This is a genomic window from Novosphingobium sp. GW821-FHT09E05 (assembly GCF_059416165.1).
Genome location: NZ_JBWKOQ010000001.1, coordinates 1,660,356 through 1,681,061 on the forward strand (window position 1 = coordinate 1,660,356; position 20,706 = coordinate 1,681,061).

19 protein-coding genes and 1 pseudogene are annotated in these 20,706 nt (G+C 63.0%); 5 read left to right on the forward strand and 15 right to left on the reverse strand.

Annotated elements, in window-relative coordinates; genetic code table 11:
• Positions 1-96: 96 nt before the first annotated feature.
• The 4 genes from AC07M9_RS07830 to AC07M9_RS07845 are packed head-to-tail and all read right to left on the reverse strand — an operon-like array spanning position 97 to position 4,578.
• Entirely contained in the window at positions 97-1,146 is a 1,050-nt protein-coding gene (locus tag AC07M9_RS07830) for a helix-turn-helix domain-containing protein (RefSeq protein ID WP_494882736.1), read from the reverse strand.
• Between the two features lie 3 nt (positions 1,147-1,149).
• Positions 1,150-1,791 carry a hypothetical protein gene (locus AC07M9_RS07835; RefSeq protein ID WP_494882738.1) on the reverse strand — a complete coding sequence of 214 codons (642 nt, stop codon included), beginning with the start codon at positions 1,789-1,791 and terminating at the stop codon, positions 1,150-1,152.
• Between the two features lie 27 nt (positions 1,792-1,818).
• Positions 1,819-2,550: a tyrosine-type recombinase/integrase gene (locus AC07M9_RS07840; protein ID WP_494882740.1), complete on the reverse strand. Its 732-nt coding sequence runs from the start codon at positions 2,548-2,550 to the stop codon at positions 1,819-1,821.
• 6 nt (positions 2,551-2,556) lie between these two features.
• On the reverse strand, positions 2,557-4,578 hold the full coding sequence (locus AC07M9_RS07845) for a hypothetical protein (RefSeq protein WP_494882742.1): 2,022 nt from the start codon (positions 4,576-4,578) through the stop codon (positions 2,557-2,559).
• Between the two features lie 147 nt (positions 4,579-4,725).
• Between AC07M9_RS07845 and AC07M9_RS07850 the strand changes: the two genes are divergently transcribed.
• The 3 genes from AC07M9_RS07850 to AC07M9_RS07860 are packed head-to-tail and all read left to right on the forward strand — an operon-like array spanning position 4,726 to position 6,119.
• Complete coding sequence (locus tag AC07M9_RS07850) at positions 4,726-4,881, forward strand: hypothetical protein (protein ID WP_494882744.1); 156 nt, start codon at positions 4,726-4,728, stop codon at positions 4,879-4,881.
• The gene (locus AC07M9_RS07855; RefSeq protein ID WP_494882746.1) at positions 4,874-5,635 is read left to right on the forward strand and encodes a type II toxin-antitoxin system TacA family antitoxin; all 762 of its coding nucleotides are present in this window, start codon (positions 4,874-4,876) and stop codon (positions 5,633-5,635) included. Before AC07M9_RS07850 ends, AC07M9_RS07855 begins: the two co-directional genes overlap by 8 nt.
• A 46-nt stretch (positions 5,636-5,681) precedes the next feature.
• The gene (locus tag AC07M9_RS07860; protein WP_494882748.1) at positions 5,682-6,119 is read left to right on the forward strand and encodes a transposase; all 438 of its coding nucleotides are present in this window, start codon (positions 5,682-5,684) and stop codon (positions 6,117-6,119) included.
• A 90-nt stretch (positions 6,120-6,209) separates the two neighbouring features.
• Here the strand turns inward: AC07M9_RS07860 and AC07M9_RS07865 are convergent, their stop codons facing one another.
• The 5 genes from AC07M9_RS07865 to AC07M9_RS07885 form a co-directional block, all read right to left on the reverse strand.
• Positions 6,210-6,920: a carboxymuconolactone decarboxylase family protein gene (locus tag AC07M9_RS07865; RefSeq protein WP_494882750.1), complete on the reverse strand. Its 711-nt coding sequence runs from the start codon at positions 6,918-6,920 to the stop codon at positions 6,210-6,212.
• 99 nt (positions 6,921-7,019) lie between these two features.
• Positions 7,020-7,727 (reverse strand): SDR family NAD(P)-dependent oxidoreductase, encoded by a 708-nt coding sequence (locus tag AC07M9_RS07870; RefSeq protein ID WP_494882751.1) that lies wholly within the window; start codon positions 7,725-7,727, stop codon positions 7,020-7,022.
• A gap of 27 nt (positions 7,728-7,754) precedes the next feature.
• Positions 7,755-8,084, reverse strand: a complete 330-nt coding sequence (locus tag AC07M9_RS07875; RefSeq protein ID WP_494882752.1) for a putative quinol monooxygenase — start codon at positions 8,082-8,084, stop codon at positions 7,755-7,757.
• Between the two features lie 36 nt (positions 8,085-8,120).
• Positions 8,121-8,894 carry an SDR family oxidoreductase gene (locus tag AC07M9_RS07880; RefSeq protein WP_494882753.1) on the reverse strand — a complete coding sequence of 258 codons (774 nt, stop codon included), beginning with the start codon at positions 8,892-8,894 and terminating at the stop codon, positions 8,121-8,123.
• A gap of 62 nt (positions 8,895-8,956) precedes the next feature.
• On the reverse strand, positions 8,957-9,937 hold the full coding sequence (locus tag AC07M9_RS07885; RefSeq protein ID WP_494882755.1) for an aldo/keto reductase: 981 nt from the start codon (positions 9,935-9,937) through the stop codon (positions 8,957-8,959).
• Between the two features lie 150 nt (positions 9,938-10,087).
• Between AC07M9_RS07885 and AC07M9_RS07890 the strand changes: the two genes are divergently transcribed.
• Positions 10,088-10,981: a LysR family transcriptional regulator gene (locus AC07M9_RS07890; protein WP_494883905.1), complete on the forward strand. Its 894-nt coding sequence runs from the start codon at positions 10,088-10,090 to the stop codon at positions 10,979-10,981.
• Positions 10,982-11,068: 87 nt separating this feature from the next.
• Here the strand turns inward: AC07M9_RS07890 and AC07M9_RS07895 are convergent, their stop codons facing one another.
• The gene (locus AC07M9_RS07895) at positions 11,069-11,590 is read right to left on the reverse strand and encodes a TetR/AcrR family transcriptional regulator (protein WP_494882756.1); all 522 of its coding nucleotides are present in this window, start codon (positions 11,588-11,590) and stop codon (positions 11,069-11,071) included.
• Between the two features lie 150 nt (positions 11,591-11,740).
• Between AC07M9_RS07895 and AC07M9_RS07900 the strand changes: the two genes are divergently transcribed.
• Positions 11,741-12,496 carry an SDR family NAD(P)-dependent oxidoreductase gene (locus AC07M9_RS07900; protein WP_494882757.1) on the forward strand — a complete coding sequence of 252 codons (756 nt, stop codon included), beginning with the start codon at positions 11,741-11,743 and terminating at the stop codon, positions 12,494-12,496.
• Between the two features lie 441 nt (positions 12,497-12,937).
• Here AC07M9_RS07900 and AC07M9_RS07905 read toward each other — a convergent pair.
• The 5 genes and pseudogenes from AC07M9_RS07905 to AC07M9_RS07925 form a co-directional block, all read right to left on the reverse strand.
• Positions 12,938-13,077: pseudogene (locus AC07M9_RS07905) on the reverse strand (transposase); the annotation flags it as partial.
• 426 nt (positions 13,078-13,503) lie between these two features.
• Positions 13,504-13,824 carry a PilZ domain-containing protein gene (locus AC07M9_RS07910; protein ID WP_494882758.1) on the reverse strand — a complete coding sequence of 107 codons (321 nt, stop codon included), beginning with the start codon at positions 13,822-13,824 and terminating at the stop codon, positions 13,504-13,506.
• Positions 13,825-13,885: 61 nt separating this feature from the next.
• Positions 13,886-14,077, reverse strand: a complete 192-nt coding sequence (locus AC07M9_RS07915; protein WP_494882760.1) for a hypothetical protein — start codon at positions 14,075-14,077, stop codon at positions 13,886-13,888.
• Between the two features lie 11 nt (positions 14,078-14,088).
• Positions 14,089-18,360 (reverse strand): translocation/assembly module TamB domain-containing protein, encoded by a 4,272-nt coding sequence (locus AC07M9_RS07920; RefSeq protein ID WP_494882762.1) that lies wholly within the window; start codon positions 18,358-18,360, stop codon positions 14,089-14,091.
• A complete protein-coding gene (locus tag AC07M9_RS07925; protein ID WP_494882763.1) occupies positions 18,360-20,672 on the reverse strand; it encodes an autotransporter assembly complex protein TamA in 2,313 nt (770 codons plus the stop codon). The genes AC07M9_RS07920 and AC07M9_RS07925 overlap by 1 nt, the downstream gene beginning before the upstream one ends.
• Between the last annotated feature and the right edge of the window lie 34 nt (positions 20,673-20,706).

Consider the following 20,706-nt stretch of genomic DNA (forward strand, 5'->3'; position numbering starts at 1 on the left):
CCTAGCGCGAACGATAGGATGCTTGATGCCACGGGTCACGGCATCACGCACGGCGCGGCGCGGCGCGCCACATCAAAGAGTTGTCGGACAACGCCGTTAAACCGACTTCAGATCGGGTGTCCGACGCACCGGCGGAGCGGTGTCACCGGCAAGTCCGAATAGGAGGTTTTCGAGTTCCTCTTCAGGCATGAGCAGCTTCGCAGCGATCGCGCCGCGCGACAGCCCTTCCTTCCAAAGCTCTTGCAGGACCATCTGCCAAATACTTGATCTCTCTGGAGGAAGACCGTCTGGTTCCGACGTCCGATAGCGTCGGTTGACCTGGATATATTGCCACTCCGTCATCAGCCCGAGCTTGTTCAACCGATAAGCCAGCGCGACGGCGGCGACGCCCCAGCGCTTCTTCGCGCGGAGGATTTGATCGATGCTGCTGACATAGGGGATCGTGGAAACCAGATCGGCATGGGGCATCAGAAACGCCGACGCGAACTGGTTGGCTTCGGTTTCCGCTTCGCGGCCCTGCGGTCCGCCATGCCGATGGAGGACGAGATGGGCGAGCTCATGCGCTGCATCGAACCGGCTGCGTTCCGTCGACTTGAAAGTGTTCAGGAAGACGAAGGGCTGGCCGTTGCGCCAGCAGGAGAAGGCATCGACGTTCTTCGTATCCTCGGCCAGCGAGAAGACGTGGACTCCCTTGCTCTCCAGCAGCTTGATCATGTTGCCGATCGGCTTCTCGCCGATCGACCAATATTGCCGGAGCATCCGTGCTGCGGACCCTGGATCGCGCTCATGGCCAAGATCGAGAATGTCCGCTGTCGGGAGAGTGAACCGCTCGGAGACCCAGTCGATCACTTCGTAGGCGAGCGAGCCGGCCGCCAGCGCGGCGTCGCGCTCGCGCGCCGACATGCCGGTCAAGCTGCGAAAGCTCGCCGCACTCGCATCGATCGGATCGATATCGTCCTGGAAAAAGAAGTCCCTGGGATAGTCGAGGGCATCGACCAGCCCGGAAACGGTGCTTTCGTCCGGAATCTGCTGACGGTTGACGATGCGCGACAATGTGACAGGCGCGATACCTGCCTTTTCGGCGAGACTCTTCGCCGTGAACCGGCGCCGTTTACGCGCCAGCTCGAGCCGCTCCGGATTGAACATGACCTACTTGCGGAGAACGACAGGCTCGAACTCGACAGCGCCGCCGTCCTCGCGTTCCTTGAGCCGGATCGCATCCCACTCGCCCATGCCGACGATGAAGATCCGCTCGATGAAGCCTTTGAAGTTGCCGCCGCTGACGCCCGAGGACAAGGACAGCTCCGCGCGGACATCGTCGCCAGCTACCGACACGCAGAAATGCCAGAGGCCCGAATTGATCGGCTTCTCCACATGCGTATCGGGCTCCCATTCGGGCAGCGCAAACAATGAGCCCTGCGCATCGTCGATCGCGCGCTCGGCTCCCGCCCCCTTGCCCGAGATCGCCTTGGGCGAGTGGAAATCGGACGCCGCCACATCGACGCTCTGATAGCCGACCAGCAGGCCGAGTTCGGGATGTTTCACCAGCGAGATATTGTCGATCGTCTCATTAACCCAGCCACGCGAGCGGAAGAGCGCTCGAATATTGCGAGTGCCATGGATATAGGCGAACTGCCCGGCAGCGCTGACGGGATCGTTCTCCACGGCGTCAGCACGGGCACCTACGACTTCCCGCACCACCTGGATGAGTTCATCGCGCGTGACACCGAAGGTCTCAGCCAGCCTAGCATCGACCGACCATTCGTCCTTGTAGATCCGCGCAGTGAGCATAACTGGCACCCGATAATATTTATAACCTCATTCGTGGTCGCAAATATTATCGGGTGCGTCAAGCGGCTTCTGACGCAGGTCGGGAACATGGCTTCTCTTCCGCGTTCCGTCGTCAGGCGTAACGGGCAAAGGGCACAACGTTGGTAATAGGTTCGCTGCCTCTATCAGATTCGTGAGATGAAGCTCCCAGGTATCGAGCGCCCGGCGCGTCTCCGGATCACAGCGATACCGGTTGTACACGCCGGCGATACCGGCGCGCGTGCCGCTGATATGATTGAGCACGGCTTCCGTAACCTCGATCGGCACGCCGAGCGCCTGCATGTTGGTCGCACCAGTCCGGCGCAGATCGTGGATGCGCCACGGGACGAGCGCGACCTCCTCCGGCTCCTCGCCGCGCTGCTCGGCACGCTCGCGCATGATCTCCAGCATCCTCGCATCAAGCGCCTTCTTCAACTTCGAGAAGCTGGACACCGGCGTGGTGCCGGTCGTGGTGAACACCAGCCCCTTCGGCTTCGGACCGAGACGCTTCAATTTCATCATAGTCAGTTCGCTCAGCGGGACCCCGTGTTCCTCGTCATTCTTGGCCCGGTCGCCCGGCAATTCCCACATTGCGGCATCGAGTTCGAGTTCGCACCAATCGACCGCCGCCACTTCTTCGCGGCGCTGGAGCGTCAGGATGAGCACGCGGAAATACGCCGTCCAGACATCGGCGAGATCGTTGGCCGCCAGCCAGGCGCAGATCAACTCCTCGCGGTTCAACAGCGCTTATGCCGCCGGAACAAGAGGAGGCTTCTCCTCCGTCTTTTCCCACACTTTCGTGATGATCTTCGCAGCCAGCGCTACCTTGTTCTCCGGTAAAAATCGCCCGTAATGCTGGGCAACCACTTCCGCCGTGTCCTGGATTGCATAGCCGGCCTGATCGTAAGAGCCCGTTTCTTTCAGCACATGGGTGGCCAAAACATCCCTCACGCTATGTGGTCCATGCGGAAGAAGGCCCTTGATCGCTCCCCGCCCGGTATAGGGATTGTATATGCCATATCGCTGGATGACGAGGCGCCAGGCCTCATAGAAGGTCGATTGATTATAGGCGGCATCCTGGCTTACCGATTTGACGGTCTTCACGAAGAAGGTTCCCGGATCTTCGGCCCCGTTCAGAAGCACAGCGCGATGATCGCAGCCCCACGCATCGATAAAACGATAAAGATCGCCCACATTGGGGAGCAGCAGCCGAAAAGGCTTTTTCGCGAAAAAGGACGAGTTCCCATTTTTGAATGCTGCCGCAGGAATGAAGGCTTCCCACCCCCGGTCCCTGTCATTCCAGCGCATTTCTCCGCACCGGCGCATTTCGAGTTGTCGTTCCGACAAAGGCCGTTCGTTTCGGGGACAGAAAAGCAGTTCCCGGAGGTTCTTTTGGCGCACGCCAAGGTGCAGGCCAAGACGGATGATCAGAAAGGAACGGACGCTTTCTGCCGCAGCCTTCGGATATCGATCTTTACGCGGCATGAGCCGTAGGACCTCGTCCGCAATGCGCCGATACTCTCCGACGGGACTATCCGCTTCAAGGACGGCCATGATTGGTTCGAACGTATCCCGGTGGACGCGGGCGACACGGAGGATTTCCCTCACCCGCATCATCCCATGCTGGTAGAAAGCCTCACATGTCCCGTCCCAGTCGGCAATTGCTCGTTCGATATCGTCCTGCGACACCAGACCATCGATCGGGCGTAGCGATCGAGCCAGATCCGGGCGCTGTCGCAGCCACCCGGTGTCAGTCCGCGTCAATGCGAGACCAAGCTGGACCATGTTGACTTCCCATATGGTATAGAAGCCACGGCGACGCTCTCGCCATTGAACATACCAGTCCCACACTGCCGGAAAAACCAATAGCGCCAAGGTGAGTCTGGCCGGAGAAGCACCAAAGCCGGCGACCGGTCCCTTGGGGTCTGCCACCATCGCTCCGAACAATAGGCCAAGATGATCGACCTTCTGAAGCGCGGTCTGCTCGTTCCAGACACCGTTACGCTGATAGCCTCTTTCCGTCAGTGTCGTGGTCTTAAACTGAATGAGATGCGCCACTTCTGCTATCAGGCGCTGCGGAGCGTCACGCGTGGCGGCGGCGAGGTCGATCTCCACATCGTCCAGCCCCTCCTCCCCAACTTCATTCTGCCGGTTCAACGAGGCTTCTGCCTGTAGACCGACCAGATCCGGGAACCGGAGGGCGTAGCGGTGACGCATGGCCATTGCCTGATAGAGGCGATAATCCGTCGCCCCCGACACGATCACCTTGCGAACCCAATCGAGAATTTCGCGGCGTTCCTTCAATGGCCTCTTGTCGAAATCATCGGGCAAGTGCCAGGCGATCCGCCGTCTTTCCGACGGCGTCATGTCACCAAGCTTCGTATGACCGTTTGCCGCCCGGCCACTGTGCGGAAGCTTGGCAGCAAAATAGCCAACCGGGAGGCGATATCGATTTTCGATACGAGCGAGCATGTTCAGGCTGGCGACGGCGCGGGGCGCCTTGGTGCCCGCAACCCAATGCTCGATCGTCTTTCGATCGAACCGGTCTTTAGGGCCTGTGATCGCCCTGTGCAGATGCCAGACCGTATCACCGTGGCGTTCCATGTGCAGTGCCAAGGCTTCATGAAAAGCGGGCTTGTCCGCCCACAATGTGGATTTCGGTTCTGGAAGCTCGACAATCGGACGCGGCTTGGGACCACGTTTCTTTTTGGGAGATACCGAGATAGCCCGAGCTTTAGAAATATGTTTGCGACGGGCCTTCGGTATCATGAAAAATAGATTTTCCTGTAATGGCTTAGGGGCGGGTCAGGCTCCATACAGGATCGAAGCCGTCACGAAAGTGGGATGTCGAAATATCCCCAGTAGCGGGCTAATTTTGTCCGCCCGGGCATTCCATCCTCCCGTTCGGGAAGACCTATGATTACGACAGCCAGCCAAATTGGTTTTGAAATCGCGCGCAAGGCGCTCGGCGTCATCCAGCGCAAGTTGGCGCTTGCTATCAATTCGACGTCCAATGACAACCGAACGCTTGCGCTCCTGGTCCCGCATGGAACAGGACGGGGATATGGCTGATCGATCTTCTTCCCCATTGAGCGTCTCCGTCGACGCCGACGAACGCGCCTTGCTGGAGGCGGCGGCGAAGCACACAGGCGTTGACTTGAGCGATTTCATCCGCGGCAAGGCGATCGAGGCGGCGGAGACGGCGTTGCTCGAGCGGCGACTTGTCACCATCCCCGCTGAGGACTGGAATAAAATCGAGGCGTGGGTCGACACCCCACCCAAGGACATAGCTGCGCTTCGGCGGTCTTCGGCGATCCGATCTTTGGGATCGACGCGCCCCCTTACTGGCCACGACGACAGATATGCGTTCGACTGCGGACGCGCGTCGTTGAACCACTGGTTCTGGCACCATGCATGGCAGGACCAGGAAACCGACATGGCACGAACCCATCTGGCGGTCGATCCGATCACCGGCGATATTATCGGCTATGTCAGCCTTTTAGCGACGGAGATTAAGCGAGCATCCCAGACGTCCGCGGGAATAGCGCCAGATATCTGGCTCACTGCTATTCCCGCAGTCCTGCTCAGTCAGCTCGCCATCGATCAGCGCTATCGGCGGCTCGGACACGCCCGATCGTTGATCGGCTTTGCGCTTGCGAGTGCGGTAAGGGTTTCCAGGAACATCGGTTGTTTCTGCATACTGATCCATCCGCTCGATGACCGCATTCGTGCCTTGTTCCAGGGGTTTGGGTTCGAGGACATTCCTGGTGATCCAGCCGGCGGCATGGCGATCCGCATTATCGATCTGGAGCGCAATGGCCTCTAAGCCCATCTAGTTTACTGTCCATGGCCACACAGCGGAGATACGCTGGATGACGCCCATGGGCTTCCCCCACGGCCACCGCAAGACAACGACGCTGGTGGCGGGGCTGCGCATGAGCGGAATGGTCGTGCCGATAGTGCTCGACGGGCCGATCAACGGCGACTGGTTCGAAGCCTACGTCAGCCAGTGCTCGTTGCCGAACTCAAACCCGGCGATGTCGTCATCATGGATAATCTGTCGAGTCACAAGCGCGCTTCGGTGTGCGATCGGATTGAGGCCGCAAGCGCAAACCCTGCGCTTCCTTCCGCCTTACAGCCCGGACTTTAATCCAATCGAAAAGGCCTTCTCTCGGCTCAAGGCCATGCTCCGCAAGGTCGGTGAGCGAACCGTCTCCGGCAACTGGGACCTCATCGGCAAACTCGTCGACATCTTCCAACCCGGCGAATGTGCCATCTACTTCGCCTCCTGCGGATACGACTCAGACTGATCAGAATCCGCTCTAGAACCAACGTCAGCTTCGACCGAAAGCTCACGTGGGCCCGAGTTTTAGGCGGCTGAAGCGCCAGTTTGAGCTATGTCAGCCTTGGAGCTTGGCGAACGCGTCCTTGGCAACGACGGCCGCGTTCATGGCGTTCGGCCAACCCGCATAGAAGGCGATATGGGTGATGACCTCGGCGACCTGTTCTTCGGTCATCCCGTTGTCCATCGCCTTGTTGATGTGGAAGACGATTTGCGCGGGCAGGTTGGCAGTGATGAGCGCGCTCATCGTCACCAGGCTGCGATCGCGCGGGCCGAGCGTCGGGCGTAGCCAAAGGTCGGCAAACAGGACGTTCGTGGTGTAATCGGCCAGAGCACCGAACGCCGGGCCGACCAGGTCGTCGACGGCCGCGACGCGGTTTGCTTCTACCGTCGCGTCCTGTTCTAACAATTCGACGGAAGCTGGCGCGAGTTGATCCTCGCCGATCCCGCGCTCGGCGAAGACCTGCTGTGCAACGGCTACCGCTGTCGTGCCGTTGCCCCATCCGGAATAGAAAGCGAGCTGGGTGATCGCTTCCGAAATCTCGCTGGGCTTCACTCCATTGTCGAGCGCAAGCGCGATATGGCGAGCCAGCTCGATCGGCTGAGAGCGCTGGATCAGCGACGCGACGGTCACGAGGCTGCGATCACGCGGAGTGATGATGTCGCGCTTCCACAGGTCGCCGAGGATTGTCTCACGGGTGTATTGGGCCAGCGCGGGCGAAACCGCCATTGTGTCGCCGGGCTCAATCTTTTGGGTAGTTGCGGTCATGGGTCGCATTCCTTGTTTCAGGTGAAGGTGCAGGCTCAGTCCAGCGGCACGCCGGAAAGCTTTCGGAGGTAGTCGAGCAGTCGCCGCTGTACGGCCGGATCATGGGCGACGAGCGCCACGGGCCGGCGCTGTCGGTGATGGAAATATTCGCCGGTTACGCGGGGCGGCCGGGTCGTTGCTGACGGCGAGCCATGCCTGCGTATCTGCGCCCTTTTCCAGGTTATCCGGCGCGCTGGCGCCGCCCATCCGGGTCGGCACCCAGCCGGGGTCGACGGCGTTGACCATCACATCCGTCCACCGCTCGGACACGGCCATCATCAGAATGGTGTCATGCAGTTTGGTGTCGGAATAGGCCTGGCTCGCATTCCAGCGACGACGTTCCCACTGCGCATCGTCGAGAGCCGCGTTGCCGCCAGTATGCATGCCCGAGCTGAGGTAGATCATCCGGTTCGGCCGAGGTATGCCAGCGGTGAGGACATAGGGCGCGAGCACGTTCACCGCGAAGATCCGCGACAGGCCGTCGTCAGTGCCTTCACGCTGCGGATCGTTATAGCCAGTGCCGACATTGTGGATCACGGCATCGAAGCGGCCGATCGAATTTACCTGCTCAACCACGGAGCGCATCGCCGCGATGGTGGAGAGGTGGCCCGTGACGACGGCCGAGCAGGATGGCACGGCGGAGCGAGCTGCATCCGCCCGCAGCGGATTGCGCGCGTGCAGGACGACATCGTGCCCTGCGGCCGCAAGCTGCTGGCCAGCGAGCAATCCCAGGCCGTCTGATGATCCGGTGATAAAGACACGGGCCATGCTGCTGCTCCTCTGCTATGCCGTCGCTCAGGCCGGGTCGGTCAGGCGGCGGCTGTGGTGATGTTCAAGCGGCGACGCGAGCAGTGGCATGAGCTGCTCGACCACACGGGTGACGTTGGGATGCACCGCGTGCGCCGCGAGCGCCGCTTCGGATGCCCAGCCGTCGAGCAGCACGAAGGTGTCGAGGTGGTCGCGCTCGTGATAGAGGTCGTAATAGAGGCAACCGGCCTCGCCGCGGGCCGGACCGACGAGTTCGAGGAGGAGTTCGCCAACCCTCTCGCGATGCTCGGGCTGCGCGTGCACGGTGCACACGATGTGAATTTCGTCGGCCTTGTTGATAGGCTGTTCGGTGGTCATGAAACGACCTTTCGTGACATATGCTGTTTGAGTGGTTCAAGCCTTGCCGGCATAGACGCGGGTCATGCCGCCATCGACGACCAGGTCGATGCCACGGATATATTTGCTGGCGTCTGATGCGAGGAACACGAGCGCGTCGCCCATCTCGCGCGAGGTGCCGACCCGCCCGGCGGGGATTTCCCTGGACACCCGTTCGACATAGGCATCGACGTCGGCCTGGCTCATGCCCTGCTCGTCGCTATAGCCTTCGGTCGGCACGACGCCGGGGCTGATCGTGTTGACGCGTATATCGCGATCCTTGAGATCGGTGGTCCAGCTGCGCGCCAGCGACCGCACCGCGGCCTTGGTCGCCGCATAGACACCGAAGCCGGGCAGGCCCATGTCCGCAGTGATCGAGGCGTTCAGCACCACCGAGGCGCCGTCTTTCAACACATCCAGCATCACCTGCACGGTGATGATGACGCCCTTGAAGTTGACCGCGATCTCCTTGTCGATCTGCGCTTCGGTGAGGTCGGGGAACGGCGTGGCGTGGCCGAGGCCGGCATTGGCGAATAGGATGTCGAGCTTGCCGTGACGCTGCTTGATCGCCTCGGCGACCGCGGCCATCTCGCTCTTGCTCGAAGCGTCGGCCTCGAAGCCCGCGGCATTCTCACCGAGCCTAGCGACTGCGCCGTCGAGCGCTTCCTTGCCGCGGCCGGTGATGTAGACGAAAGCGCCTTCCTCGATCAGGCGCTCGGCCGAGCCGAAGCCGATGCCCTTGCTACCGCCGGTGACAAGCGCCACCCGACCCTCCAACATGGGGGTGTTCATTATCTCTATCCTTGTGGCGTGAGGCGGGTCGGACGGCGGCGCTGCCGCCGCCCGACTTCCAATCAGCGGTCGATCGCAGCCTGCATCGCCGGCGTGTAGCGTTCACCGGTCACGGGAACCTTGGCGAGCAGATCGCTGAGCGCGTCGAGATCGGCTTTGGTCAGTTCGACGTCGGCGCCGCCGGCATTTTCCTGCATACGGCTGATCTTGGTCGTGCCGGGGATCGGTACGATCCAGGGCTTCTGGGCGAGCAGCCACGCGAGAGCGACCTGCGCCGGGGTGGCCTGCTTTGCCTCGGCGATCTCGCCGATATGCTTGACCAGATTGGCGTTCGCCTCCCGCGCTTCATCCTGGAAACGCGGAAGGTTGGCACGGACATCACCTTCCTTGAAGGTGGTGCCGGCGTCGATCTTACCCGTCAGGAAGCCCTTGCCGAGCGGGCTGAACGCCACGAGGCCGATGTTCAGTTCTTCCAACGTCGGGATGATCGTATCCTCGAGTTCGCGGGTGAACATCGAGTACTCGCTCTGCAGTGCTGTCACCGGCTGCACGGCATGGGCTCGACGGATGTTGCTGACGCCCGCCTCGGACATGCCGAAGTGCTTGACCTTACCTTCGGCGATCAGATCCTTGACCGTCCCGGCGACGTCCTCGATCGGCACGTTCGGGTCGATCCGATGCTGGTAGAACAGGTCGATCACGTCGGTCTTCAGTCGCTTGAGCGACTGCTCGGCAACAAGGCGGATGCGCGCCGGGCTGCTATCGAGGCCGGCGGAGGGGCTGCCGTCCTTGAACCCGAACTTGGTCGCGAGCACGACCTGTTCGCGGAACGGCGCGACGGCTTCGCCCAGCATCTCCTCATTGGCCGCGCCATAGGCTTCCGCGCTGTCGAAGAAGGTGATGCCGCGCTCGTGGGCGGCACGGATCAGGGCGATGCCATCGGAAAGGTCGGTTGCGGGTCCATAGCCGAACGTCAGGCCCATGCAGCCCAGGCCGAGCGCCGAAACCTCCAGGCCTTCAGATCCAAGAATACGTGTTTTCATGATGTCGTCCTTCTACTGCTGCCGGGCACGCCCGCATTCGATGACAGCCAGATAGACCTGTCCCTCGATCAGGATTAGACATGAAAGTCGGCAATCGGTTATGAGGACTGCTCATGAAACAAAATTGGCCAAGTGCGGTTCGAGGTCGGTGTGATCAAAGAGAATCTGAATGACCTTGCCGCGTTCGTGGCGATCGCTCGCGAACGGAGCTTTACGAGAGCGGCGGCAAAGATGCGGGTGTCCCAGTCAGCGCTGAGCCATACGATGCGCGGGCTGGAGGAGCGGATAGGCATCCGGCTCCTCACCCGGACCACCCGCAGCGTCGCGCCAACCGAAGCAGGTGAGCGATTGCTGGAGGCGGTGGGTTCGCACCTAGACCAGATCGAAATCGGCCTCGAGGCGGTTGGCGACCTTCGCGACAAGCCGGCAGGTCACTTTCGGATCACGTCCACCGAACCGGCGGCCGAGCAGATCCTGTGGCCGGCGATCGAGCGGGTGGTGTCGAAATATCCGGATATCAGTGTCGAGGTGGTCATCGACTATGGCTTGGCTGACATTGTCGCCCAACGGTTCGATGCCGGGGTGCGGATAGGCGAGGCTATCGCCAAGGACATGATCGCCGTCCGCATCGGCCCGGACCTCCAAATGGCTGTAGTCGCGACGCAGGAGTATCTGGAGAGGAACGGCATCCCGGAGACGCCGCAGGATCTGGTGCGGCACAACTGCATCAATCTGCGGCTCGCAACCGCCGCCGGACTCTACGCCTGGGAGTTCGAGAAGGACGGGCGAGAGATCAATGTGCGGGTCGAGGGCAACCTCACGTTCAATACACCTGGGATGATCCGAAAGGCCGTACTGGGAGGACATGGGCTGGCGTCGATCCCGATCGACCAGATCGAGCAGTACCTGTCCGACCGTCGCCTCGTTCGCGTGTTGGCAGAATGGTGCCCGCCCTTTGCCGGCTATCACCTCTATTACCCTAGCCGGCGGCAAAACTCTCTGGCTTTTCGGCTGCTGCTTGGTGAGCTGCGTTACCGAGGTTGATCTCAGCATATAACAGCGCCCCGAAAGCGAAGGATCGACCTGTCTGGCAGCAGCGCGCCCATCAACGACAAGATGCGCTGAGCGGGTCTACTGACCTGTGCGGTAGCGGAGCCCATCGACGAGCAGCATGACCAGTCCCAATGCCTGATCGGGGCGATCACCCGCTGACGCACACAAGGTGGCGGCGGCGTTGAGAAAATCATCCGCGTTTACGTCCCGGCGAATTCCGCCTGATGCCAGGGCCGCATCGAACAAGGTGCGGAACGCTGGAAAAAGTCGCTGCTCTCTCTTCACCGGCATGAAGTCGTATGCCGGATCGCCCGAGTGCAGGGCCTGAGCAAGACCGCGCTTCGTTGACGCCAGTTTCACGAATTCCCCCATCCACAAAGCGAGCGCCTCGAAAGGAAGGTGCCCGGTCGCGATGCGGTCGGCAGCATCAGCACACGCATCGATCTCATGCGCGAACACCGCGGCGATGAGATCGGCGCGGGTCGGAAAATGCCGATAGACAGTGCCCACCCCGACACCGGCCCGCTCGGCAATGTCGCGCACCGGCGCTTCGGTCCCGGCTTCGGCAAACACATGCTTGGCGGCGTCGAGAAGCGTCATGAGGTTGCGCTGCGCGTCCGCCCGGACCCGTCGCGTCGGCTTTTCTCCCGAACTCTCTCCAGTCACGACCGACAACCTCAATTCCCATTGCATAACGGAACACGTTCCGGTTATAAACGGAGCATGTTCCACTTCTATAAGGACTGACCAATGCAACACAAGCGGATCGCGCTCATCACGGGCGCAAATCAGGGTGTGGGTTTTCAGGTCGCCAAGGAACTTGCGGCAGACGGGGTCACCGTGCTCGTCGGAGCGCGCGACACTGCCAAGGGCGAAACGGCCGCACGGGAGATCGGCGAAGGCGCCGTTGCCATGCAACTCGACGTGACGGACGCGTCGTCCATCGCCGCGGCCGCGGAGCGCATCCGTTCCGAGTTCGGCCGCCTGGACCTGCTCGTCAACAATGCGGCGGTCTCGCGGTCGACGCGCAACGATATCGCCCTCGAGGACTATGCGTCGCACTATTCCGTGGCCGTAGTACCGCTCGAAGAAGTCCGCGCGATCTGGGAAACCAATGTCTTCGGGCCGCTAGCCGTCTATCAGGCGGTGCTTCCGCTGCTTCGGCTCTCATCGGACGCGCGTGTCGTCAATGTCGGCAGCGGCGCCGGCTCGCTGACATTGAACGCGGATCCTGCATTCCCGTATCGCAAGGGGTATAGCCCCGCCTACGCCGGCTCGAAAACGGCGCTCGAAATCGTCGCTCTGTCCATGATGATCGAGCATGAGGAGGACAACATCAAGATCAACCTCGTGTCACCGGAATTCACCAGCACCGCGCTGAACAATTATGAGGGCCTTGCCACTTTGGAGGACGGTTCGCGCGAGGTTGTGCGCGTTGCAAAGTTCGGGCCGGACGGTCCATCCGGCACATACACCCGCTGGGACAACCAGACGATCCCGTGGTGACCTGACATCGGGGGCTTCCCGTACAAGCGGAAGCCTGCGTCCCGCCACGGTGGTCCAGAATGAAGTTTACCACCAACCCATCTAAGCTGGCGAGTTTGTCCGATGCTGAGCTGGTTGGCTACTATGACCGCTTCCGGGCGAAGCGGTCATAGCCGGATTTCGGCAAATATGGCAGCTTTGGCCTGCTGCCGGTTTGGCGGACACCGAGATAGGCTCAATCAAGCTACACCAGTTTCCCGTTCGAAATCTATGGGGCTGAGATAGCCGAGGGTCGAGTGCCGCCGGGTCGGGTTATACAACCGACCACCACAAGACCCACGGTACCGGCGCGATCGACGAGGCGACGGTAGCCTATTGCTGGCCCCCCTGGATCGGGGAGCGTGTCCGCGTTCATGATCTGATTGTCAGAGCGTCAGGTGCGATAGCACGCTGCAGCCGTATCGATAACTCCCGAACCCATTTACGCAGCACATTCGCGTGCACATCCAGATCACGAGCAGCCTGCGCAACAGCAACACCCTGCTCACGGACCAATCTACCGCCTCGAGCTTAAACTCGCGGCTGAACTTCCTTCTCTGCATTCCTGCTCTCCGAAAGGTGAAAACACCTTATCTCGGTGTCCACCAAACCGGCAGCAGGCCAGTTCTAGCGCTTGCGGAAGGCACTGAGTTCGTGTCTTGCTGGCGCTCTGGCAGGACTTGGGAGCCCTAAACGCCAGGAGACCCTCTTGGTCGTTATCAGAGGGTTCATGCTAATTTTGGATATGATCATGGACCAAAAATCGCAGGAAATAGCGGGGTTTAAGGTTCAAAATTTAACTATGCGACTGGAAAGCTGGATAAAAAATTCAACCAGCCGCACAGTGGGTAAAAGTACGATATTTCAATAACTTGAATAGACCTTATTTCTCTTAATCAGCGGGTCCTTGGTTCGAGCCCAAAAAAAGTGCGTCCACCACCTCCCCTTACAGATTTGACGAGCGCACGCCCCTCAGGGGGATTGCCATTTCACGCCTGCGTGATGGTGATGCCGTAGGTTTCGCCGAGTCCCTCGATCACGCGGTCCTTGAGCGCGGAGACGAACTCCACGCCGACCCTGTCCTCCTGCAGCCATCGCACCTGGGCCTCGATCGGCTTGAGGTGGGCGATGTTCAGGCGGACCTTCTCACCCGGCACGAAGGCGTCCGAGCTGCCGATGATGCTGCAGCCTCCCTGCGAGATGTCGCCGAGTTCGACCGGAAAGACGTGCCAGCTCGACTTGCGGCAGCGGGCTTGCAGCAGGACCGTGCGACGCGGATTGAGGCGATCGCCGTTTGCATTCTCCTGCACGCATATTCCCCTCTGCGCCTCTAGAGGAAATCCCATAGCATCAAGAAGTAAACCGGGCGTTTCAGTTTGCGACCGGGCCCCGCTCGATATCGCTGTCGGCATCAACCGGCGGCGCGCCCGTCGCGGCGATCTGCGCATCGATCGCCTTGGCCTTGTCGACGATGGCCTTGCTTGCGCTGTCATAGCGCTCGTCGAAGTCCGGCTTGCGGCTGCAGCCCCCGAGAAGCGCTGCAGCCGCAAGCAGCGGGATCACAAGCCGACGCATCAGTAGTCCTTCTTGATGCGCACGTTGAGGCTGTTGACGCCCGATCCGCCAGCCTGGCTAAGCACCGAGAGCCACTTCGTGACGCTTACCTCGAGCTGCGTGGCGGTGAAGCCGCGCGCGTCAGTGATGAGTTCGACGTAGATGTCGTCGGTCAGGTACTGGCCGGCGGCCAGTGCCGTGCCGCGTCCGCTCGCCTCGTCGGCACCGAGAATGCGAAGGCGGTCGATGCCCGCTGCGGAACGCAACTTGCCCAGCGGGTTGAGCCCGCCGCCGCTACCGCGCAACGAGTTGAGCGAGGAGGCCAGCTGCACCGCCTGGAGCGCCGAAAGGTTGGCGATCGAACTGCCGAACAGGATGCGCGAGAGCACTTCGTCATCAGGCAGGCTGGGCGTCGACGAGAAGTCGATCTGCGGGTTGAAGGCCTGCCCGCTGACGTTCACGCTCACGGCGATGTCATCGATATCCTCGGTCGCGGTGATCGCCACCGTGGGGTCGATCGTATTCCCGCCGGTGAACGAGACGAGACCCTTGGTGATCTCGAACGACTTGCCGGCAAAGCCGAGCGTGCCCCGGACCAGTTCTACTTCGCCGGCGACGGACGGGGCGGCGCTGGTGCCGGTGATACGGAAGTCCGCGCTCCATTCTGATTCGAGGCCCATGCCCGAGACATAGAGCTTTTCCGGCGCGCGCAGGCGCAGGTCGAGGCGGATGAGAGCGAAGGCGCTGGTGGCGGTCGGCGCCGGCTCGTCGCCGGTGATCCGCTTAGGGCCGACGGGGGGCTTGAAACGCACGCCGGTGAGACGCGGCACCTGCGCCGAGCCTTCGCGCACGATCTGGTAGCGTGTCTCCGGTAGCCTGATCTCGCCGGCCAGCAGCGCCGTCTCGCCTGCCGCCTTGGTGAGGTGCAGGTTGCCCGTGGCGGTGGCCGAAAGCGCGTCGCTTCGCGCGAGCCGAGCCCGGTCTAGCTTGACGGTGAGGTCCATCGGATAGCCTGCATCGGCTGCAAGGCTGACGTTGCCGCTGGCGCTGACGGTGCCATCGCCTGCCTTCGCGGTCAGCGAGGTGAGTTCCAGCGTGCTGCCGGTGAACTTGCCGGCCAGCGCCATGGAACTGAGACGGGTGCCATAGGCCTGGTTTTCATAGACCAGATCGCGTCCCTGGACGACGCCGTTGATGCACGGGTCGGACACGCGGCACGAGAAGTCGGCGGCCAGGCCGATCGGACCCGAGAGCGTCTGTCCGGAAAGGCCGGCGAAGGAAAACAGCGTGTCGGCGGGACCGTTGTACCGGATGCCGCCGCCCAGCGGCGCCTCCATCAGGCGCGTGCTCCACGAGCCCGTTCCCGGTCCGAGCGGCTTAAGGCTGGCGACCATGCGGCCGATCACCGTGCCGCGGCGGCGGAACACCATGCGCGCCTCGCCGCCGTCGTCGAGCAGCTTGCCGACGAAGTTGATGTCGACGGGCTGGCTCACGGCGCTGGAACTGGTACGGGTGAAGTCGTCGAGCGTCAGGCGTGCGTCGGCGCGGGGGAACGCCGTGGAGCTGGCCTGCGCGAAATCGAAGCTGCCGCTTGCCTTGCCGCCGATGCCGTAACCCGGGGCAAGGGCATTGACGATGGCCATGTCTATGCCTTCGAGACGGCTCTGGATCTTGATACCGTCGCCGTAAGTGCCTGCTACCTTGGCGCTACCGCCACCAAAGGCGATCTGCGTGGGCAGGAGTTCGTAGGTTCCGTTCTTCGGAATGATCCGGGCCGGCGTGGTGGTCTTGAGGTCGAGCCCGCGCACCTTGCCCTGCAGCGCCACGCGCCACAGTTCGGGCTGGAGGTCGGCATTGAGGCCGACGCGGAACGGCACTCCGCTGACACCCTCGACAAGCGCCTTGGCCTTGCCGCGACCGTCGCGGTAATCGACGATCACGCGGGCCGCCGCGAGGTCGAGCGCGCCGATCGAGGTCCCGGCGATCTGAGCATCGGCGACGATGTAGGGCTGGTCGTAGAGTACCGCGCGCCCGTCGATGATGGCCGAGCCGATCGACAGGTTGGCGGGCCCCGCGAACGTGGCATTCTGCGCGCGGAGGTTGAAGTCCACCGCTTGGTACTTGCCCTCGGCATCGAGCCGCACGAGTCCGCCGATGCCGTTGCCGTTCGCGGTCAACTGGCCGGAGAACGGCCCGCTCTTCGTCTGGACGATGCGTCCGGCGAAATCGACGCCCGAGAGGTTGGCCTTGTTGATCTGTACCGAGGTCGCGGCGCCCAGTCCCAGGTTCACATCGGCAGTCAGGGGGCCGTAGTCCGTGTCGGCCTTGGCATCCAGATGATAGCCGCCGCGAGCGCCGGTGATCCTGGCATCGAGATTGGCGAGACCGATTCCCAGGCCCGGCTTCTCGGCCGTGACGTGGGCGTCCGGGTTCTGGATGGTGCCCGTCACCCGCACGCCCAGCGCGCCGTATTGCGTGGACGTGCCGTTTGCGGCCAGCGAGATGCGCCCATCGGGGGACCAGCTGCCCTGACCGCTCGTGACGCGCAGAAGCGGCGCGTTCAATCGAACGGCGGAGAAACGGGCCACCCCGTCCGAACCGTAGCGCACGTTGGAGGACGCCGAGAAATTACCGCCGAGATACGTCTGCAGGCTCTCGTTCATCAGCCGCGTCGAGCGGGCGCGCACGGTGCCCTGCAGCGCGAAGCCCTGGCCCTCGGTCCTGAGGTCCATGTTGGTGCGTATGTTGAAGATACCCACGCTGTCGACGCGATAGTTGTCGATCCGGCCGTCGATCGCGCCGGTGTAGAGGCCCTTGCTCATGTCGGCGAGGAGGATGAGCTTCGCATCGATGCGATCCGAACGGATGCGCATGTTGTCCGACAGGATGCGCGGCCCTTCGATGGCGAGGTCGCCGTTCAGGCTGACGTTGGCCAGCGTGCCACCGGCCACGGTGTCCAGCCCGGTGATGCGGCTGACGCGGGCGGCGACGGGGATGAGGATGTGATCGGCATCGACCGTGGCGGCGCCTCTGGCGGTGAGGTTGTCCAGCCCCATGTCGTTCATCACGATACGCCGGGCAGCGATCTGGTAGGCCGCCCTGGGCGTCGCGAAGGCGCCGTCCAGCGTGAGGTTGGCGTTGATCCCCGCGCCGCTCAGGTTCTCGGCGAGGGCCGAGGGCTTGAGCAGCACGAACGCAAGCTTGAGATGGTCGAAGGTGTTGTCCGACAGGTCGACCACGCCCTTGGGCGTCAGGTTGAACGCATCGCTGGAAATCATGCCCGAGAGAGCCGCGCGCCGCTTGTCGAACGCCGCGACGACGTCGAGGTTCATGACCGGACCGAGCAGGTTGGCGGTCGGGCCGGTGAACATCCGCGCGATCCGCGTCGGTCCCTTGATCGAGAACGTGCCGTTGCGGGCCGTGAGGGCCAGACGCGCCAGATCGCCGTCGCCGAGGTTGGCGGCCAGGTTGCCGTTCCATGCCGCCCAGTCACCCTTGCCGGCAAGCTTGAGCGTGATCGGCTCGTCAAGGCCGCCCAGCGTGGCGATGAGGCCGCCCCGGGGTGCCTGCATGTCGAGATCGATGCCGAGGCGGTTGCGTTCGGGAACGGCGTCGAGCAGCACGGAGAAGCGGTCGCCGCCGCCCCTGCCATCGTTCACGCCGGGCACCGCAATCGTGCCGCCCTTGGCGTTTATCTGCGCGCGGCCGTCGGCGATGTGGGCGTGGCCCGAGACGGTCATGATGCGGCGCAGGCCGGAGACGGGGGGCTCGGCGACGAAGCGGTCGATGCGCAGGTTGCCTATGTCGATGTCGAGGTCGGGCAGGAGCGGCGCGTCGCTCGGCGGGGTCGCGCGGAATTGCGGCGAGCGGCGCAGCACGACGCGCTGCGCCGTGGCGCTGCGCACGTCGACGTGGTTCTCGAGGTAGGCGAAGGGGCGCCAGTCGACGCGGATCTCGGGCGAATAGAGGAATTCGCCGCGCAGATCGTGGACCGAAAGACCGCGCAGGACCATCTTGCCGTAGAGCGAGCCATCGATCCGCGCCACCGAGATGCGCATGCCGTTCTCGAACTCGAGGCTGGCGATCTGGTCGGCCACGAAGCGGCGGCCCGGGCCGGTGTTGATGCCCAGCACCACCGCGACCACGAAGGCGACCACGGCCAGCAGCACGAAGACGATCGTCTTAAGTGCCCTCACCCGGATCTTGTGCCAGCGCAAGGAGCCGGAGTGCTCGGTCGAAACGGTATCCACCTGCGGTTCGGTGCCCTGGTTCATGTCGTCGAGGCCTGGCATCAGAAAGCCTGCCCGATCGAGACGTAGATATTGAAGCGCGATTCGCCCGGCTTGCGCCCCAGCGGGGTCGCAAGGTCGAGGCGGACCGGGCCGAAGTTCGTGTAGAACCGGCCGCCGATGCCGACGCCGTAGCGCAGGTTCGAGAACTGCGGCATGGTTTCGGCATAGGCCTGCCCGGCATCGACGAAGGCGACGACGCCGTAGTTTCCGAAGCGGTAGCGCGCCTCGAACGAACCTTCGTTCAGGCTGCGTCCGCCCACCGGGTTACCATCGGGCGCCTGCTCGCCGAGCGCCTGGTAGGCGTAGCCGCGGACCGAGCCGCCGCCGCCCGAATAGAGCCGCCGCGAAGGCGCGATGTCGAACAGGCCGGCGCCCTGGATCGTCCCGACGCGCATGCGCGCCGCGAGCACCAGGCTGTCGCTGACCGGATAGTACGTCGATGCGTCGAGACGCGCACGGAAGTAGGGATCGAAACCTCCGCGCACGGTTGCTTCCGGCTGGAGCAGCGCGGTCACGCGGTAACCCTTGGTCGGGTTGAGCAGGTCGTCCGAAGTGTCAAAGCCCACCTGTCCGTTCAGGCCTGCGACGTAGTAGGTGTTGCGCTTGCGGCCATTGGTTGCGGCATCGTAATCGGTTTCCGCCGTCGCCAGGAACTCGACGCCGAAGGCGTAAGTGTAACGCTTCTGCCAGATCGGCGTCGAATCGCGGGCGATGCGCGCCGCGATGCGGCCGGTGTAGGCGCTGTAGGCGTCGTAGTCGTTGTGGAACGCCTCGGCGACCAGTTCGAACGTACGGTCGCGCTTGCCGGCGTTCGAGCGGCGGAACGTCGCGCCGGCGCCCTGCTGGCGGGTGCCGAGGATGGCATTGGCGATGAGCGCCCCCTCCGGCGGAAACATGTTGCGATGGGTCCAGGTCGCCTGCGTGGTGATGCCCTCGCCTGCCGCATAGCCCAGCGATCCTGAAATCGTGCGGGGCGGACCGGCGTCCTGCTTGACGTAGAGGTCGACGTATTGCGTGCCGTCGCCGACGGCATCGCCCGTCTTGCGCGGTTCGACCGAGACGGTGGAGAACAGGCTCGTGGCGACGAGCGCCTTGCGCAGGTCGTCCACCTTGCGGCTGTCGTAGAGTTCGCCGCGCTTGAAACGGGCGAGCACCTGAATGTGATCAGCGTCGAAAGCGAGGTCGCCATCGGTGGTGAAGCCGCCGAAGCGCCCCCGCGGACCAACCGTCACCGGCAGGGTGTAGACGCCCTCGGCCGTGTCCTGGTCGAGCAGAATGTCCCGCTGGCCCACCACCGCGAAGGGGTAGCCATTCTCGGGAAGCGCGACCGCGATCTTCGCCTCTGCGCCCTGCACGCGCTCCGCGACGATCGGCTCGCCTACCTTCAGCGCGAAGTTGTCGGCGATGAGGTTCGGCGGTTCGGTGGGATCGGCCTTCAGGACGATATCCGAGAACACGTAACGCTTGCCCGGCGTCACGGCGATCACCGCGGCCATCTCGGGGTTCGTCTGATCTGCCGGCGCATCCAGCCGGGTACGCACTACGGGACTGTACCAGCCTTCGGAGGCCAGCACGGTCTCCATCAACTGGCTGTCTTCGGTCAACCGGGCGGAGATCATGGCCGTGTTGGCCGCCTTGCCGTTCCCCTTCTTGAGCGCGGAAAGGGCGTTGAACTCGCTCTTAAGACTGGTTTCGGTATCCTTGTCGGCAAGGTCCAGGCCCTGAAGATCGACGCGGTAGCGAACCTCGAGGCTTTTCTCGTCCGACGAGGCATCTTCCGCGAACCTCACGGGCGCGACTTCGAACTGGTCGATCGGCGGCAGCGGTGCGTTCAGTTCGGCATCGCGGACCGGGGCATCGCCGACTTCCTCGGTCGCGTCGCCATCCGCCAGAGCGGGATTTCCAAGAGGAGCGGTCTGGCCCGCTTCCGGCGCCGCGCCCGATTGCTGCTCGGCGATGCGGCGCTCGAAAGCCTCGATCGATTCGAGAGGCTTGTCGAGTTCAGGATCCTCGGAAGCGTCGAGATTGGGGATCGAGGAGTTGAACTCGGCGTCCGGAATGATCGCCTCGACCTGCGGGAGCGGCGGCTCGACCGGCGGGGGCGGCACGGGCACCTTGCCCGCCTCGAGGTCGGACGCATCTGTCGCGGCAGGAGCGGGCGCGGCGGTGCCGGTCGCCGGCGCGTCCTGCGCCAGTGCGGGCACGGCGGCTGACATGGTCGCGGCAACAAGAACGATCGCGATGGCCGTGCTTGCGCTCCCGTGGCGCAGACGGCGGGAACAAGCCGCCCGGTGGTCAATTAGCCTAGTCATGGACAACGCGACGAATCACCCCTTTGCCGGGCCG